This is a genomic window from Massilia sp. LMS1-1-1.1 (genome assembly GCF_040815535.1).
Lineage (GTDB): Bacteria > Pseudomonadota > Gammaproteobacteria > Burkholderiales > Burkholderiaceae_D > Janthinobacterium > Janthinobacterium aestuarii.
This window is the reverse complement of the sequence record NZ_JBFPNG010000012.1, coordinates 853,780-869,487: the sequence shown is the minus strand read 5'-3', so window position 1 is coordinate 869,487 and position 15,708 is coordinate 853,780. Positions and strand designations below refer to the sequence as shown.

The 15,708-nt window shown below is 63.7% G+C and carries 14 protein-coding genes; 8 read left to right on the top strand and 6 right to left on the bottom strand.

Going from position 1 to position 15,708, the window contains the following annotated elements; genetic code table 11:
- Nucleotides 1-61: 61 nt before the first annotated feature.
- The 4 genes from MRBLMS1_RS13940 (at nt 62) to MRBLMS1_RS13925 (ending at nt 3,938) form a co-directional block, all read left to right on the top strand.
- Entirely contained in the window at nt 62-712 is a 651-nt protein-coding gene (locus MRBLMS1_RS13940; protein WP_485879781.1) for an HD domain-containing protein, read from the top strand.
- A 156-nt stretch (nt 713-868) separates the two neighbouring features.
- Nucleotides 869-2,152 (top strand): TCR/Tet family MFS transporter, encoded by a 1,284-nt coding sequence (locus MRBLMS1_RS13935; RefSeq protein WP_128139585.1) that lies wholly within the window; start codon nt 869-871, stop codon nt 2,150-2,152.
- A gap of 136 nt (nt 2,153-2,288) precedes the next feature.
- A complete protein-coding gene (locus tag MRBLMS1_RS13930; protein WP_485879779.1) occupies nt 2,289-3,074 on the top strand; it encodes a substrate-binding periplasmic protein in 786 nt (261 codons plus the stop codon).
- Nucleotides 3,075-3,080: 6 nt separating this feature from the next.
- The gene (locus MRBLMS1_RS13925) at nt 3,081-3,938 is read left to right on the top strand and encodes an EamA family transporter (protein ID WP_485879777.1); all 858 of its coding nucleotides are present in this window, start codon (nt 3,081-3,083) and stop codon (nt 3,936-3,938) included.
- Here MRBLMS1_RS13925 and MRBLMS1_RS13920 read toward each other — a convergent pair.
- Complete coding sequence (locus MRBLMS1_RS13920) at nt 3,935-5,887, bottom strand: CocE/NonD family hydrolase (RefSeq protein ID WP_485879775.1); 1,953 nt, start codon at nt 5,885-5,887, stop codon at nt 3,935-3,937. The genes MRBLMS1_RS13925 and MRBLMS1_RS13920 overlap by 4 nt on opposite strands.
- Nucleotides 5,888-6,204: 317 nt before the next feature.
- Between MRBLMS1_RS13920 and trpS the strand changes: the two genes are divergently transcribed.
- The 3 genes from trpS to MRBLMS1_RS13905 all read left to right on the top strand — a co-directional run bounded on the left by trpS (nt 6,205) and on the right by MRBLMS1_RS13905 (nt 10,310).
- Nucleotides 6,205-7,281: a tryptophan--tRNA ligase gene (gene trpS / locus MRBLMS1_RS13915; RefSeq protein ID WP_223279169.1), complete on the top strand. Its 1,077-nt coding sequence runs from the start codon at nt 6,205-6,207 to the stop codon at nt 7,279-7,281.
- Nucleotides 7,282-7,442: 161 nt separating this feature from the next.
- Entirely contained in the window at nt 7,443-9,032 is a 1,590-nt protein-coding gene (locus MRBLMS1_RS13910; protein WP_485879773.1) for a pyridoxal-dependent decarboxylase, read from the top strand.
- A 36-nt stretch (nt 9,033-9,068) separates the two neighbouring features.
- Nucleotides 9,069-10,310 carry a voltage-gated chloride channel family protein gene (locus tag MRBLMS1_RS13905; RefSeq protein WP_485879771.1) on the top strand — a complete coding sequence of 414 codons (1,242 nt, stop codon included), beginning with the start codon at nt 9,069-9,071 and terminating at the stop codon, nt 10,308-10,310.
- Between the two features lie 119 nt (nt 10,311-10,429).
- Here the strand turns inward: MRBLMS1_RS13905 and MRBLMS1_RS13900 are convergent, their stop codons facing one another.
- On the bottom strand, nt 10,430-10,987 hold the full coding sequence (locus MRBLMS1_RS13900; protein WP_485879769.1) for a helix-turn-helix domain-containing protein: 558 nt from the start codon (nt 10,985-10,987) through the stop codon (nt 10,430-10,432).
- 51 nt (nt 10,988-11,038) lie between these two features.
- On the opposite strand from MRBLMS1_RS13900, the gene MRBLMS1_RS13895 reads away from it, so the two are divergent.
- The gene (locus MRBLMS1_RS13895; RefSeq protein WP_485879767.1) at nt 11,039-11,950 is read left to right on the top strand and encodes a DMT family transporter; all 912 of its coding nucleotides are present in this window, start codon (nt 11,039-11,041) and stop codon (nt 11,948-11,950) included.
- On the opposite strand, the gene MRBLMS1_RS13890 is transcribed toward MRBLMS1_RS13895, so the two are convergent.
- The 4 genes from MRBLMS1_RS13890 to MRBLMS1_RS13875 all read right to left on the bottom strand — a co-directional run bounded on the left by MRBLMS1_RS13890 (nt 11,942) and on the right by MRBLMS1_RS13875 (nt 15,672).
- The gene (locus MRBLMS1_RS13890) at nt 11,942-12,892 is read right to left on the bottom strand and encodes a cupin-like domain-containing protein (RefSeq protein ID WP_485879765.1); all 951 of its coding nucleotides are present in this window, start codon (nt 12,890-12,892) and stop codon (nt 11,942-11,944) included. The two genes, MRBLMS1_RS13895 and MRBLMS1_RS13890, sit on opposite strands and share 9 nt — an antisense overlap.
- Before the next feature lie 52 nt (nt 12,893-12,944).
- The gene (locus MRBLMS1_RS13885) at nt 12,945-13,937 is read right to left on the bottom strand and encodes a chemotaxis protein CheB (protein WP_456149423.1); all 993 of its coding nucleotides are present in this window, start codon (nt 13,935-13,937) and stop codon (nt 12,945-12,947) included.
- Between the two features lie 231 nt (nt 13,938-14,168).
- The gene (locus tag MRBLMS1_RS13880; protein ID WP_034752328.1) at nt 14,169-14,912 is read right to left on the bottom strand and encodes a DNA-binding protein; all 744 of its coding nucleotides are present in this window, start codon (nt 14,910-14,912) and stop codon (nt 14,169-14,171) included.
- Between the two features lie 142 nt (nt 14,913-15,054).
- Complete coding sequence (locus MRBLMS1_RS13875) at nt 15,055-15,672, bottom strand: LON peptidase substrate-binding domain-containing protein (RefSeq protein WP_485879763.1); 618 nt, start codon at nt 15,670-15,672, stop codon at nt 15,055-15,057.
- Nucleotides 15,673-15,708 lie beyond the last annotated feature (36 nt).

Below are 15,708 nucleotides of genomic sequence, written 5' to 3'. Positions count from 1 at the left end.
ATGCCTGCGTAGACGCGTTTTATGCCACACTGGCGGCCCCTGCTTTTTACGACTTTGAACCATGCATTCCTTGCTTTCCCAATGGCAACCACGCCTGCTGGCGCTGGCCACGGCCGGCCTGGGCGATGACAGCGCCCACGACATCAACCACCTGCACCGTGTCTGGCGCAATGCCAGCGTCCTGCTGGAAGAATATGCGCAGGCCGACGCCCTCACCGTGATGGCAGCGTGCTACCTGCACGACTTGGTCAACTTGCCGAAAAACCATCCCGAGCGCCATCTGGCCTCGCGCCAGGCGGCGGCGCTGGCTTGCCGCCAGCTGGCGGAACTGGATTTCTCTGCAGAAAAATTGGCCGGCGTGGCCCACGCCATCGAGACGCACAGTTTTTCCGCCAACCTGCCGCCGCACACGATCGAAGCGCAGATCGTGCAGGACGCCGACCGCATTGACGCGCTGGGCGCCGTGGGACTGGCGCGCCTGTTCTATACGGCCGCGCGCATGGATAGCGCGCTCGCGCATGGCACGGATCCGCTGGCCCGGCATCGCCCGCTCGACGACAAGGCCTACGCACTCGACCATATCGTCACCAAGCTCGACAAGCTGCCCGGCAAGATGCAGACGGCGGCGGGCCGCGCGCTGGCCGAACAGCGGCTGGCCGTGCTGACGGATTTCCGCGCCGCCTTTGCGGACGAATGGGGAATGAGCGCATAAGCCTGGTGGCGATAGCCAGCAGCGCGCATGCTGTCTATAATGCAAGCCTCAGCTATCGCGCCGCGCGTCAGCAGCATCCTGCAATGCGCCGGCGCAACGCCAACAATTGAACCCCGCTAGCCGCACGGCGGCGCGGGGTGCGCGCCGAAAGCATGCATGTCCGATAAAACCAGCCCCGACAGTCATTCCCCGTCCTCGCCCGCCGCGCCCGCGCGCGCCGGCAATCTCAATTTCATCCTCGTCTGCGTCTTCATCGACATGCTGGGCATCGGCCTGGTGGTGCCCGTCCTGCCCATCCTGATCGGCAACTTTGTCGACGGCAAGGATGCCCAGGCATTCTGGTACGGCATCATGGCGGCCCTCTTCGGCTTGCTGCAATTCATTTTCATGCCCATGCTGGGCGCCATCAGCGACCGCGTGGGACGCCGTCCCGTGCTGCTGTATTCGATGGCTGGCATGGGCATCAACTTTCTCGCCACGGGCTGGGCGCCGAACCTGGCCTGCCTGTTCATCGGCAGGGTCATCGGCGGCGTCTCGTCAGCCAGCATGTCGGTCGCGTCCGCCTACGCCTCCGACGTTTCCACGCCCGACAACCGCGCCAAGAGCTTCGGCAAGATCGGCGCCGCCTTCGGCCTGGGCTTCATTTGCGGCCCCATGCTGGGCGGCCTGCTGGGCGAAATCGATCTGCGCCTGCCGTTTTACGTGGCGGCGGGCCTGTCGGCGGCCAATTTCATCTACGGCTATTTCTGCGTGCCCGAATCGCTGCAGCCGGGTCCGCGCGCACCGTTCACCCTGGCCCGTATCAACCCGTTCGCCGCCCTGCTGAAACTGGTGCGCCGCGTGGAAATTCGCGGCCTGGTGCTGGCCTTCGGCCTGATGACGTTTGCGCAAATGATGCTCAACACCACGTGGGTGCTGTACACGCACTTCCGCTTCGACTGGACGCCGCGCCAGAACGGCATCGCCCTGTTCTGCGTGGGCCTGTGCGCGGCCGTCGTGCAGGCGGGCTTGCTGGGCATACTGATCAAGCGCTTTGGCGAAGTGCGTTTATCCCTGCTGGGCATGGCCTCGGGCGCCCTCACCTATTTGCTGTACGGGCTGGCGACGCAGGGCTGGATGATGTATGCGCTGATCCTGTGCAACCTGCTGGCCTTTGCCGCCGGCCCGGCCCTGCAAGGCATCATCTCGAAGTCATCGAATGCCGGCGAACAGGGAGAATTGATGGGTTCCCTGCAATCGATCAGCAGCCTGGGCATCATCCTCATGCCTTTGCTCGGCAGCATGATCCTCGGCGAAGTGAGCCATTTGCCGCCGCAGGACTGGCGCATCGGCAGCACCTTCTATCTGTGCGCCATCATGCAAACCTTGGGCATCGTGGTGGCCTGGCGTTACTTCCAGGCGCAGCGACTGGCCAGACTTGCGGTTTCCACCACAAAGTAGTCGACGGCGTAATATTGCATTCGAGAAATAAATAGGCGAGAATGGGATAATCAGCGGGGCGTTACCAACGTCCGGCATTCGTTGGCAAGCAAGGATGGGTATGACTGACTTTTATTCCAGCGCCTGGCGCCGAAGCATGGCCATACTGGCGCTGGCGTTGCCGACGCTGGCGGGCGCGCAATGCTCGCGCGACATCCAGGTGCCCGTCTCGGCGGTCGGCGCCAGCGTGGTGGTCAATGGCGCCACGATCAGCGGCATCTATCCCGACTTGCTGCGCAGCATGGGCGCCAAGCTCGGCTGCAATTTTATCTTCACGGCCGTGCCCCGCGCGCGCCTGGAAGCGATGTTCGAGGCGGGCAAGGCCGACTTGCTGATTCCGGCCAGCAGCACGCCGCGGCGCGACCAGCATGGCCTGTTCATCCCCATGCTGGGCAGCCGTCCCCTGCTGATCTCGTTGCAAGGCGCGCGCGCGCCCATCAACACCATGCAGGAACTGATCGAGCGGCGCGAATTGCGCGTGGCGCTCGTGCGCGGCTATGACTATGGCGCACCGTACCAGGCGCTGGCGAAGGAGCTGAGCAGCCAGGGACGCCTGTTCTACGAAGTCGACGCGCTCTCCGTGGCGCGCCTGATGCAAAGCGGCTTCATCGATGCCACCATCATGGCCCCCACCATCCTCGCCGGCGTGGCGCAAAACGATGCGCGCGTGTATGGCCTGACCGACCGCCTGCGCCTGGAAGCACTGCCGGAATTGCCGTGGGGCATGAGCGGCGTCTACCTGTCGCGCAAGTCGCTGACGGCGGAAGACCAGGCCACCTTGCGCGAATTGCTGGATAAGGCGGGCCGCTCGGGCACCCTGATGGAAGGCTTTCAGCGCCACCATCGCCAGGAATTGCTGTCGCTGAGCATACGTCCCCGCTAAGGCCACATGTCCGGTCTGGTCGTCGCCGTCGTCCTGTTTGCCGCCTTGCTGCATGCCAGCTGGAACGCCATCGTCAAGTCGGGCAAGGATACCTTTCTCAGCACAGTGCTCGTCTCCGTGGGCGCGGCCCTGATCTCGCTGGCCGTGCTGCCCTTCGTCAACAGTCCCGCGCCCGCCAGCTGGCCCTGGCTGGCCGCCTCGGCCGTGGCACAGCTGGCCTACTATTCTCTGCTGGCGGCCGCCTACAAGGCGGGCGACATGAGCCATGCCTACCCCTTGATGCGCGGCAGCGCGCCGCTCATCGTGGCGCTGGCCAGCTGGCCGCTGATCGGCGAGCGCCTGTCCGCCATGCAGATGGCTGCCGTCGCCTGCATCTGCGCGGGCATCCTCGGCCTGTATGTTGCCGCGCGATTACCCGCCACGCCTGGGACCGCGAAACACACGGGGCGCGCCACGGCCTTTGCGCTGTGCAACGCCTGCGTCATCGCCAGCTATACCCTGATCGACGGCATCGGCGTGCGCCTGTCCGGCGCGCCGGCCGCCTACACCATGTGGATTTTTGTCTTGAACGGAACGGGCCTGCTGCTGTGGACGGCGTTGCGCCGCCCTGCCGACTTGCTCGCCTATGCGCAAACGCAATGGCGCCTGGCCGCCTTTGGCGGTTTCGGCACGCTCGCTTCATACGGCCTGGCCCTGTGGGCCATGACGCAGGCGCCCGTGGCCGCCATCGCGGCCTTGCGCGAAACGTCGATCCTGTTCGCCATCGCCATTGCAGCCCTGTTCCTGCGAGAAAAAATTAGCCCCCGCCGCTACTTGGCCATCGGCCTGATCGCGGCGGGAGCTGTGCTCATGCGCGCCGGCTAGCGGGCGTCGAGCGGCGCGATCGGCAACTCGATGGCGCTGGCCGCCCCTGCCGCGTGGTACACGCGCTGCGTCGCCTTTTTATAATCGCCGGGCTGGGCCAGGAAGATATTCGGCACGAAGGTTTGCGGATTGCGGTCGTACAGGGGGAACCAGCTCGACTGCACTTGCACGGCAATGCGGTGGCCGGGCAAGAAGACGTGATTCGCGTTCGGCAAGGCGAAACGGTAGCGCTCGACCTTGCCCGCAGGAATGGCCGTCGGGTGTTCGAGGCTGTCGCGGTAGCGGCCGCGGAAGATGTCCATCGCCACGCCCAATTGATACCCACCCATGGCCGGCTGCGACGGCACTTCATCCGGATACACGTCAATCAGCTTCACCACCCAGTCGGCATCCGTGCCGCTGGTGGCGGCGAACAGGTTGACCATCGGCGCGCCGGCGATGCGCACGGCCGTCTTCAACGGTTCGGAGACATAGCTGAGCACGTCTGTGCGGTCCGCATAGCCGCGCTGGTCGCTGACCAGCCATGGCTTCCACACGTCGCCATCGTTCAGGCGCACGGGACGCGCCACGAAGGGCACGGGTTTCGCGGGATCGGCCACGTATTCATCGAACGCGCCGCTGGCTGCATCGGCTGTGGCCGATGACGCGGCAAAGCCCAGCTTGTAGCCATCCTGCAGATAGATCGGCGTCAGCTTCGTGTCGCACGTCTCGCAGGCCAGCGGCCACTGCTGCAAGCGCTGCCACTGATTCGTGCCGCTCTGGTACGACACGACGGGCGCCGTGTTCGCTTCCGGCGCGCCATCCTTCAGGTATTGATTGAGGAATGGCTGCATGACTTTTTCGCGGAACTGGCGCGCCGTGTCGCCGTCAAACTTCAGGGCGCCCAGGCTGGAACCTTCATAGTTGACGCCGCTGTGGCGCCACGGTCCCACCGCCAGGTAGTTGAGGTTGTTGCGCTTGTCGCGTCCTTCCATCGCCCAGTAGCTGGCGTAGGGGCCATAGATGTCTTCCTGGTCCCACTGCCCTACCACGTGCATGGTGGGCACGATCAGCGGACGCTTGGCGAGGATCTTGTCGAGCGCCTGTTCCTGCCAGTAACTGTCGTAGGCCGGGTGTTCGAACAGCTTTTTCGTGTACGTCAGCTTGTCGATGCCGAATTTCTTCGCATAGTCGCCGGCCGAGCCGATGCGCAGATACGCTTCGTAATCGTCGTAGACGCCCAGCACGGGCGATTCGGCGCTGCCGCGCACGCTCGTCTGCCATGCCAGGTAAGACAAACTGGGCATGCGGAAGGCGCCGTTATGGAACCAGTCGTCGCCGCGCCAGCCATCGACCATGGCGCTCATGGGAATGGCCACCTTCAGCGCCGGATGCGGATCGACCAGCGCCATCAGCACCGTATGCCCTTCATACGAGGAACCGAGCATGCCCACCTTGCCATTGCTTTCCGGAATATTCTTCGACAGCCAGTCGATGGTGTCCCACGCATCGGTGACGTTGTCGACCTTGGTATTGTTGAGCGGGCCGCGCACGGGGCGCGTCATCACGTAATCGCCTTCGGAGCCATGCTTGCCGCGCACGTCCTGGAATACGCGGATGTAGCCGTTTTCCACCAGGGTGTCGTCGCCTTGCGGCAAGGTGGCCAGCATGCTGGCGCTGGTGGCGCGCTGGGCCCGGCGGGTCGCGTTATAGGGCGTGCGCGTGAGCATGATGGGCGCCCGTTTGGCGTCTTTCGGCACGACGATCACCGTGTACAGCTTGACGCCGTCGCGCATGGGAATCATCACCACGCGCTTGACGTAATCATTGACGTCGGGCATCACCAGCTTGGCGCCGATATCGGGCGTCATGGGCGGCGTTTTCGGCGTTTGCGCCAGCACGGGCGCAGCAAAGAGGGAACTGATAACCAAGGCCAGGCCGGTGAGCCGGACGGGGGACGACACGTGCATACTGTTCTCCAATGATTCATGCCACGCAAAAGTGGCCGAATAGCAATAGTACCCGGAAAGCAAGTCCTGCAGTAGGCTGGCCTCTGACGCAGCGCAGCAGATAAATCGGGCCGCAAACTTGACAGAACGCGCCCGAACTGCAACCATAACGCCATGAAATTTATCCCTTCACAACACGCCTGCTTGAATTGGTGGTCCTGCTCACTTTCGCGCGGCCACTGCATAGTGATGTGAATCTGATCCACGCCGCCTCGATCGGTGGCGTAACAGGCTCAGCCTGGATCATCCCCGATGCAGGCGGCTCAAAAGGAAACTTGATGAGCTTGCCTAACACCCCAGATACCCAAGACCAGAATGACGCACCGGCAGCACCGCTGTCGCCCGCCGCCATCGCTTCGCAATCCGTGATCCTGACGGGCGACCGCCCGACCGGCCCCTTGCACTTGGGCCACTACGTGGGCAGCCTGCGCGACAGGGTCCGCTACCAGAACAGCTACAAGCAATTCATCATGCTGGCCGATGCGCAGGCGCTGACGGACAATATGGAAGACATCGACAAGGTGCACCGCAATGTCGTCGAAGTGGCGCTCGACTACCTGGCCGTCGGCATCGACCCGACGAAAACCACGGTCTTCATCCAGTCGCAGATCCCGGAACTGGCCGAGCTCACCTTTTACTATCTGAATATCGTCACCGTGGCGCGCCTCGAGCGCAACCCCACCGTCAAGGAAGAAATCCGCCTGCGCGGCTTCGAGCGCGACATTCCGGCGGGCTTTTTGACCTACCCTGCCAGCCAGGCGGCCGACATCACGGCCTTCAAGGCGGGCGTGGTGCCCGTGGGCGAAGACCAGATCCCGATGATCGAGCAAACGAATGAAATCGTGCGCCGCTTCAACCGCATGTACAACCGCGAAGTGCTGATGGAATGCAAGGCGCTGGTACCGGACATCGGCCGCCTGCCCGGCATCGACGGCAAGGCGAAGATGAGCAAGTCGCTGGGCAATACCATCAACCTGGGCGCGACCTCGGCTGAAATCACAGCCGCCGTGAAAAAAGTCTATACCGACCCGCTGCACTTGCGCGTGGAAGACCCGGGCCACCTGGAAGGCAATATCGCCTTTACGTATCTGGACGCCTTCGATCCGGAAAAAGCGGCGCTGGCCGAAATGAAGGCCCATTACGTGCGTGGCGGCCTGGGCGACAGCATCGTCAAGAAACGCCTGGACGTGGTCTTGCAGGAAATGCTGGCGCCGATCCGCGCCCGCCGCGAAGAGTTCGCCAAGGACAAGGGGCAAGTCATCCAGATGCTGAAAGAAGGCACGTTCAAGGCACGCGAAGTGGCGGCCCGTACGGCCGATGAAGTCAAGTCGGCGCTGGGCCTCAACTACTTCTGATCACAGACAGTCAGCAAACTGATGCGCTCAGGCGGAGTCGGGTAGAATCCCGTCTCCGCCGGGCCATTTTTTTGCCTAACCCAACAACAAAGTCCGGGGTCGGACCCTCAGGGTCCGACCCCAGTACTTTTATTAGGGTCACCATAATTGAAACATAGCCAATGACCGATTCCGCTATCGAACAGCTGCTGCAGCAGCATTTTTCCATCGATGCGCTGCAGCAGGCACCCGCGCCCCTGCGCCAGGCGCTGGGCATGCTGGGCGGCTGGCTGGCCGCGGAACGCGACACGGCCTATCCGCACACACCGTATGCGGAACTGCTGACGCAACTGTCCGACACCAGCCTGCCCGCACACGGCATGCCCGTGGCGGATTTCCTGCAAGAACTCGACACCACCGTGCTGGCCAATACGGCCCAGCTGAACCACCCGCAATACATCGGCCACATGACGCAGGCCCTGCCCTGGATCAGCGTGCTGGCCGAAGCGTTTACGGCCACCCTGAACCAGAACCAGGTCAAGATCGAGACGGCATATGTGTCGACCCTGATCGAAAAGCAGATCCTCGGCTGGCTGCACCGCCAGGTGTACCAGCAGCCCGATGCCGTCTACTCGCAGGCCATGGCCGCCACCAGCGGTGCGCTGGGCAATGTCGTCAATGGCGGCACCATGGGCAACTTGACGGCCTTGGCCGTGGCGCTGGAGCAGCAGCTGCCCGGCACGCGCAAACGGGGCCTGTTTGCCGCCATGCAGGATTCTAGCCACGCGGGGCTGGCCGTGATCGGCTCGGCCCGCAGCCATTACTCCGTGAAAAAGGCCTTGGCAACCCTGGGCCTCGGCGAAAACGCCTTGCAGCTGGTGGCCGTCGACCGCGACAACCGCATCGACATCGCCGCGCTGGAAGCGACCATTGCCGATTTAAAACTGCGCAGGATCAAGGTCGTCGCCATGATCGGCATCGCCGGCACGACGGAAACGGGCGCCATCGACCCGCTGGCCACCATGGCGGCGATTGCGGCACGGGAAAACATCTGGTTCCACGTGGATGCGGCCTGGGGCGGCGCCCTGTTGATCGCGGAACAGTACCGCGCGCTGTACGACGGCATTGCCCTGGCCGATTCCGTCGTCATCGACGGACACAAGCTGCTATGGGTGCCGATGGCGCAAAGCATGGTGCTGTTCAAGGATAGCGCCAGCCTGAACTTGCTCAAGCACAATGCCAACTACATCTTGCGCGACAACTCGGGCGACCTGGGCCAGACGTCGCTGGAAGGCTCGCGCCGCTTCGATGCCTTGAAACTGTGGACCTCGTTCAAGGTTCTGGGCGTGTCCGGCTACACGACCTTGCTGCAGCAGGCGGCCACCCTGTCCGGCCAGTTGCAGGATTTATTGGCCGACCAGCAGGATTTCGAACTGGTCACGCGCTCGGACACGTTCATTCTGACCTACCGCTACGTGCCCGTGCACTTGCGCCAGCGCATGGAGGCCTTGCTGGCCGGCGGCCAGGTGGACGCTGCCACCGAACTGAACAAGCAACTGAACACCTTGAACGCCAAGCTGCAAAACCGGCAAAAGGCGCAGGGCCACAGCTTCGTGTCGCGCACGGTGCTGGAATCGACGCGCTACCCTGGCCCGACCAACGTGCTGCGCGTGGTCATGACCAACGTCAAGACACGCCCCCATCACTTGCGCGCCATCTTGGCCGAGCAGCGCGCCATCGGCCAGGCGCTGGTGGCGGAACTGGGCCTGTAAGGAATCCCCCACCCATCAGCCTTGACTGGATGCACGATGCAGCGTCTTAGCGCCCTCACCGATCTACTACAGCATCTGTTGAAATGGCTGCTGCTGGCCTTGGTCGTGGCCGTGCTGGCCGGCACGGCTTCGGCCGGTTTCCTGTTCGCCCTCGACTGGGCCACGCGCACGCGGATGGCGCACGCCTGGCTGATCTGGCTGCTGCCCGTGGCGGGCTTTGCCGTCGGCTGGCTGTATTTGCGCTACGGCAGCAGCGTCGAAGGTGGCGCCAACCTCCTGATCGATGAAGTCCACGACCCGAAAAAAATCATTCCGCTGCGCATGGCGCCGCTGGTGCTGGGCGGCACCGTCATCTCGCATCTGTTCGGCGCCTCCGTCGGACGCGAGGGCACGGCCGTGCAGATGGGCGGCGCGCTGGCCGACCAGCTCACGCGCCTGTTCCGCCTGAACAACGAAGACCGCCGCATCATCCTGATGGCCGGCATCAGCGCCGGCTTTGCCTCCGTCTTCGGCACGCCGCTGGCGGGCGCCATCTTCGGCCTGGAGGTGCTGGCCATCGGCCGCCTGCGCTACGAAGCCATGCTGCCCTGCCTGCTAGCCGCCATCATCGCCGACCAGGTGGGCTTGCTGTGGGGAGTCCACCATACGCATTACGCCGTGCCATTGATCCCCGCCCTCTCCGCCTGGACCTTGTGCGCCATGGTGCTTGCCGGCGTGCTGTTCGGCGTGACCGGCAAACTGTTTGCGCAAGCCACGCACGGTTTGAGCGGCCTGATGAAGCGCTGGATCAGCTACGCCCCGCTGCGTCCGCTGGCCGGCGGCGTGATCATCGCCGTCGCCGTGTGGCTGATCGGCACAGACAAGTATATCGGCCTGGGCATTCCCACCATCGCCGATGCGCTGAAGGAACCGCTGCCCGCATACGACTTCCTCGGCAAGATGGCATTTACCATTGTTTCATTGGGCACAGGTTTCAAGGGCGGCGAAGTGACGCCATTGTTCTTCATCGGCGCGACCTTGGGCAATGCGCTGGGACCTGTGCTGCACCAGCCCGTCACCCTGCTGGCCGCCATCGGCTTCGTTGCCGTCTTTGCGGGCGCGGCCAACACGCCGATCGCCTCGACCCTGATGGCCATGGAACTGTTCGGCGCCGAGATCGGCGTGTACGCGGCCATCGCCTGCGTCGTGGCCTACCTGTTTTCCGGCCACGCGGGCATTTACCGGGCGCAACGGGGCGGGCATGCCAAGCGCCACCCTGCCAAGGATATCGACGCATGACACAGAACATCTAAATAACGACGCTTTTTCAACCCCACGCCATCGGCGGTCTCGACAGCGTCCCCGCAATGAACAGCCGATACTGTTGCCGGAGGATGTAGCCTGCCCTGATTGCGCCGTCAGCTGGCCACATTGCGCGTAAAACGCAAGGTCGATGCGCCAGCATTGACATAGCTATACGCTTGCGCGCTGCTGAAGACAAAAAATTCACCCGTGGCCAACTGCCTGGTTTCCGCCGCCAGCACGAGCTGCAGCGTTCCTTCCAGCACGTAGAGCATTTCGCTGAAGCCGGCCGGATCGGCTTGCGCATCGTAGCGCTCGCCTGGTGCCAAGGTCCACGACCACAGCTCGACCTGGCGGCTGGCGGGCGCCGCGCCCAACAGCACGGCCTGGCTGGCTTGCGATTCGCTTTGCCACATCAGCACCCGCAGGCTGTCGTGCGGCTGCTGCGGCGGCTGGACGAGGTCGACAAAGGCCACATTCAAGGCGGCCGCCACATGGTCGAGGTTGGCCAGGCTGATATTGGTACTGCCCGCCTCGACGCCGTTGACCATGCGCCGGCTCAGGCCAGACTTGCGCCCCAGTTCCTCCTGGCTGAGGCCGGCGGCAAGGCGCAAGCGCCGCAGATTGGTGGCCAAGTGTGCCAGCACGCCACCGGCCTCGGCTTGACTGCGCAATATATTGCTCCTATGATGATGGGAAATATTTTGCTCATAGCATAGCGCCCCATGAAAACATACGCAAGTCCCCCGCCCGCCCTCGGCCTGCCCGAACTGGCCCTGATCGCCATCACCTTCATCTGGGGCGGGACGTTTCTCGTCGTGCAACATGCCGTGACGGTCAGCGGCCCGTTGGCCTTCGTCGCCGCCCGCTTTGCCGTGGCTGCCAGCATCGGCGCCGTGATTTGCCGGGGCCAGTTGCGGCACTTGACGAAGGCGGAGTTGCTGACGGGCATGGCCATCGGCGTGAGCATCTTTGGCGGCTATGCGCTGCAAACCTATGGCTTGATGCATATATCCAGCAGCAAATCGGCCTTCATCACGGCCTTTTATGTGCCCATCGTGCCGCTGGTGCAGTGGCTGGTCTTCAAGCAACGGCCCCACCCTGCCGTGTGGGCGGCCGTGGTGCTGGCGTTCGTCGGCTTGCTGCTGCTCACCGGCACGGATGGCTTGAGCATGGCCTTCGGCACGGGCGAACTGATCACGGCCGTGGGCGCCATCGCGATCGCGCTGGAAATCATCCTCATCAGCCGCGTCTCGCCGCAAATGAATATCCTGCGCGTGACCATCGTGCAACTGGCGACGGCATCATTGATCGCCCTGCTGCTGATGCCCGTCATGGGCGAAGCGCCACCGGTTCTCAGCAAGACCTTCATCCTCAGCGTACTGGCCCTGGGCTGCGCCAGCGCGCTGATCCAGTATGTGATGAACTGGGCGCAAAAGCGCATCTCCGCCACGAAGGCGACCCTGATCTATGCGGGCGAGCCTGTCTGGGCGGGCGTGATCGGGCGCATCGCCGGCGAACGGCTGCCGGCCCTGGCCATCGTCGGCGCGATATTGATTATTTGTGCGGGCATCCTCAGCGAGTGGCGGCCCAGGCGCTTGCGTGCCGACGGCAAGGCCGTCATGCCATCAGATTAATTCGGTACGCCGCAGCGCCGTATCCCCATGCAAGGCCAGCGGCACGGCCCTGGCCCAGCGGTTCGAGGACAGCGAAAACGTCAGCGCACGCACCTGGTGGTACCAGCCGGCGGGCACGTACAACATGTCGCCCGGCTCGACGATGCATTCGATCATCGTCGCCTGGCGTGCCAGGGGAAAACGCTGAAAATCGGGTGCTTCCGGATCAAATGGCGAACCGAACAGGATGGCGTTCGCTTCGCTCGGATACAGGTAGGCATCGTGGTGCGGCGGCGACAAAATGATGCGCTTGCGGCCCCACACCTGGGCGAAGATATTGTCATCGTAATCGCAGTGCAAGGGCGTCACCGTGCCGACCGGCCCCACCCAGAAGCGCGGCGGGCCCATCTTGTCGAAATACGTGGGCCAGTGGCACAAACGGTTCAGCTCGCGCAATTCCAGATTGCCCAGATACGGCGGCAGCACGTACTTGCCCTCTGCCACCAAATCCAGATATTGCCCCATCGACATGTCCTGCATGGCGCGGTCGACCGCAAAGGCCGTGTTGATGTAGTCGCCCACCCGTGCGCGCACGGGCACATGGCTGAACTGCTCGCGCAAGACTTCGGGGCCCAATGCCGACAGGGGCCAGCGCTGCACCAGTCCGCGCATCAGGAAAGGCAAGCCCTGCGCGGCGCGCGCGCGGAAGGCGGCGGCGTCCAGCATGGCCAGGCGCGGCACCTCGGTGATGGCAGGCAAGTCGCGCGCCGCCTGCTTGATGGCCTCGCGCATGGCGTCGATAGAGGTAACGCCACGCACCTGCGCATCCTTGTCTTCGCGCGCCTGCTTGCGGGCCAGGGCCGCTTCAGGCGAACTGAATTCGGCTGGCGGCCTGGGCGGCAGTGCACGCGGCAATACGGGGGTTGCCGCAAGCGGGAGCGGCTCTTTTTTTTCTACGGACATAAACCTTCTTTGCGATCAGGCGCCGCGCGGCATGGCGCGACAGTGCGCTATTTTAAGCCAGCAAGGCCCGTTTCAACATATCGGCCTGCTCGCCTGCCTGGCGCGCCTTGGCTGCATACTCGCTGGCCGTGCCCGGATGCAACCAGGCCTGGGCCTTGGCGGCCAGGTTCAGGTACAGCTTTTCTTTTTCCTGCAGCGCCCTGACGGCGGCCCAGATGGCGTCTTCCGCCTTTTCATGCTGCAACTCGCCAAGCGTCTGCGCCGTGAAACTGTGGCCCGTATGGCAGCGAAAACGCTGCGGCTTCTGGCCATGCAGCTCCCACAGCGTGCCCTGGCATTCGGGGCAAGTGAACGTCGATGGCGTGGCAATTTTTTCCAGTTGCTCCATATTTCCCACTCCCCGGGCAAAACGGTTTTCCACGGCAACCCACTGGGGCACGGGCGGCGAGGATTGCGCGGCGCCTGCTGGCGCCGGCGCGCCGCTGGCCAGCGCCAGCAGGGCCGGCCCGATCTCGGCGCACGGCAGGCGCCAGTCCACTCCGGCATGGTCGATCGCGCTTTGCGGCATCGACGGCGCCACCGCGTCCTGCGGCTCCTGCACCAGCGCCTTGCCGCCGCAGGCCTTGATGGCCTGCAAGCCCGCCGTGCCATCGTCGAGGTAGCCGCTGAGAATCACGCCCACCACCTTCGGCCCAAAAGCGGCGGCCGCGGTGCGAAACAGGGGGTCAATGGCGGGACGCGTATGGTTTTCCTTCGGTCCCCGGGTCAGCTCGACCATCGCCTGACCGGCCAGGTTGGCAACGAGCATGTGCCGGTCCGGCGGCGCCAGCAGGATGCGCCCCGCGCGTACGGGTTCGCGCTCTTCGGCAAAGCGCACGGGCAAGGCGGAGGTTTTGCCGAGGATCTCGGGCAACACGCTGTTGCGCGCCCCCACGTGCATGACGGCCAGGATTGCCGCAGGCAGGTCCGCCGGCAAGGTGGCGAAGATGGTGGACAGCGCGCTCACGCCGCCCACGGAAGCCCCCATGACGATCAGCGTTTCCATGCCTGCCCCTTTCGCGCCCGGATCACTGAACTATTTTGCCGCGCCTGATAATACGATTCCGTGCGCCGGCTAACACTGTACGCAGCGTTAGCTTAGAACAGAGACGTCACGACACCTGACAAAACCGTCGCGAGCGGAAGGGAGAGGTGGCCGAGAAGCGCAACCGCACTGAAGTGCGGTGAGCATCGCAAGCCACCTATGCCGACGCGCAGCAGGTTTGGTCAGGCGTCTTCAGACTGGCGTCTTGAATATTGGGTCCACGATGAACTGCTGCGCCTTGATGCGCAGTGTGCGCTCCTCGTCCAGCTCGGCGCGCGTTTCGCCCAGCTCTTCGCGTTCCGCTTCCAGTTCCAGGCGCGCGGCCGCCAGTTCCGTTTCCACGCGCGTCAGGCTTTCCAGCTTCAACTGGGCCTGGATCAGTTCCGCGCGCGCCGCTTCGGCGGCCTCTTCCAGACGGGGGATGCCTTCGAGCTTGAACTGCGCCTTGGCCAGGTCCATGCGGGCCTGCTCTGCCGCCTCTTCCAGGCGCGGCAAGCCTTCCAGGCGAAGCTGCGCCTTGGCCAGGTCCGTGCGGGCCTGGTTCGCCACTTGCCGCTCGCGCTCGAGCTCCTCGCGCAAGGTTTCCAGCTCGCCCGCCTGCAGGTCGAGCAGTTCTTGCTGGCGCTCGTTCTCGCTGGCCAGGTCCATCAATTCCTGTTGATTGTCGTTCATCTCGGCTTCATGCGCGCTGTGGCTGGCGCTTAATTCCTGTCCTACATAATCGAGGATGGCTTGCTGCAGCACGGGCGACAGTTCGGCGGCAGCAGCGATCTGGCGCTGCGCACCAGCCTTGCGGCGCTGCAATAGCTTGCTGATGGTGCCCAGACAGGCGCCGTTGCCCAGCCGTTCGCGCAAGGCGCGCACCGTGATGGACTGGCCTTCGCCCGCCATCGCTTCCATTGCCGCATTGATCTGTTCCGCGCTTACTTTTGCCATGTCGTGTGCTCTTGAATGTTGCCCAGGGCAATCTTGCCCAGGGGCATTATCTTATGCCAGCGGCGGCAAAGCGTAAAGTATTTCTCAATAGTGATTGCAATTGCACAACAGAACGTTGTGCAAACATGCGGCCTGGGATGTTTTACTCTTCAAGCAGACCATTTTCCGTGAGCATATCTTGCACCAGTTCCAGGCGCAGCACGGGATTGTCCTGGCTCAGCAATAGCTGTTTTTGCATGGCGCTCAAGGACAGCAGCTCGCACCAGCGGTTCGCCACCCAGCCGCACTCGTCGAGGCGGTACGGTGGCTGCAGGGGCATCTGATCGGGCGGGATCTTTTGCTCTTGCAAGGTGCGGATCAGGGCGCCGAGCGCGTCGGCCACGTTCTGCTGCTCTTGCGGGATGGGGATGGCTTTATCGGGCGGCAAGGTATCGACTTGCGCCACCCACAAGCCATGCTTCAGCTGTTCGCTGGAAACGATGTGAAAACGCTGCATGCCCATGCATTTGATTTGCAGCAAACCCGACAAGGGCGCGGCCCAGTCGACGACACGCGCCAACGTGCCTACGGGCGCCAGGGTTTCCAGCTGGCCCGGCTTGCGCACTTCCGTGCCGTCCAGCAGTTGCACCACGCCGAACGGCTGCTCGCCCATGATGCACTGACGTATCATGTCCAGATAGCGTACCTCGAAGATCTGCAGGGGCAGATAGCCGTCGGGATACAGCACCGTATTGAGCGGGAACAAAGGTATCGAGGTCATGGCGCATGATGGCACGAATGGCATATCCGTGCAGCG

Excerpts from the sequence above, each read along its gene's own strand:
- MRBLMS1_RS13940 (WP_485879781.1), top strand. The coding sequence starts at position 62 with ATGCATTCCTTGCTTTCCCAATGGCAACCACGCCTGCTGGCGCTGGCC.
- MRBLMS1_RS13935 (WP_128139585.1), top strand. The coding sequence starts at position 869 with ATGTCCGATAAAACCAGCCCCGACAGTCATTCCCCGTCCTCGCCCGCC.
- MRBLMS1_RS13930 (WP_485879779.1), top strand. The coding sequence starts at position 2,289 with ATGGCCATACTGGCGCTGGCGTTGCCGACGCTGGCGGGCGCGCAATGC.
- MRBLMS1_RS13925 (WP_485879777.1), top strand. The coding sequence starts at position 3,081 with ATGTCCGGTCTGGTCGTCGCCGTCGTCCTGTTTGCCGCCTTGCTGCAT.
- MRBLMS1_RS13920 (WP_485879775.1), bottom strand. The coding sequence starts at position 5,887 with ATGCACGTGTCGTCCCCCGTCCGGCTCACCGGCCTGGCCTTGGTTATC.
- trpS (WP_223279169.1), top strand. The coding sequence starts at position 6,205 with ATGAGCTTGCCTAACACCCCAGATACCCAAGACCAGAATGACGCACCG.
- MRBLMS1_RS13910 (WP_485879773.1), top strand. The coding sequence starts at position 7,443 with ATGACCGATTCCGCTATCGAACAGCTGCTGCAGCAGCATTTTTCCATC.
- MRBLMS1_RS13905 (WP_485879771.1), top strand. The coding sequence starts at position 9,069 with ATGCAGCGTCTTAGCGCCCTCACCGATCTACTACAGCATCTGTTGAAA.
- MRBLMS1_RS13895 (WP_485879767.1), top strand. The coding sequence starts at position 11,039 with ATGAAAACATACGCAAGTCCCCCGCCCGCCCTCGGCCTGCCCGAACTG.
- MRBLMS1_RS13890 (WP_485879765.1), bottom strand. The coding sequence starts at position 12,892 with ATGTCCGTAGAAAAAAAAGAGCCGCTCCCGCTTGCGGCAACCCCCGTA.
- MRBLMS1_RS13885 (WP_456149423.1), bottom strand. The coding sequence starts at position 13,937 with ATGGAAACGCTGATCGTCATGGGGGCTTCCGTGGGCGGCGTGAGCGCG.
- MRBLMS1_RS13880 (WP_034752328.1), bottom strand. The coding sequence starts at position 14,912 with ATGGCAAAAGTAAGCGCGGAACAGATCAATGCGGCAATGGAAGCGATG.
- MRBLMS1_RS13875 (WP_485879763.1), bottom strand. The coding sequence starts at position 15,672 with ATGACCTCGATACCTTTGTTCCCGCTCAATACGGTGCTGTATCCCGAC.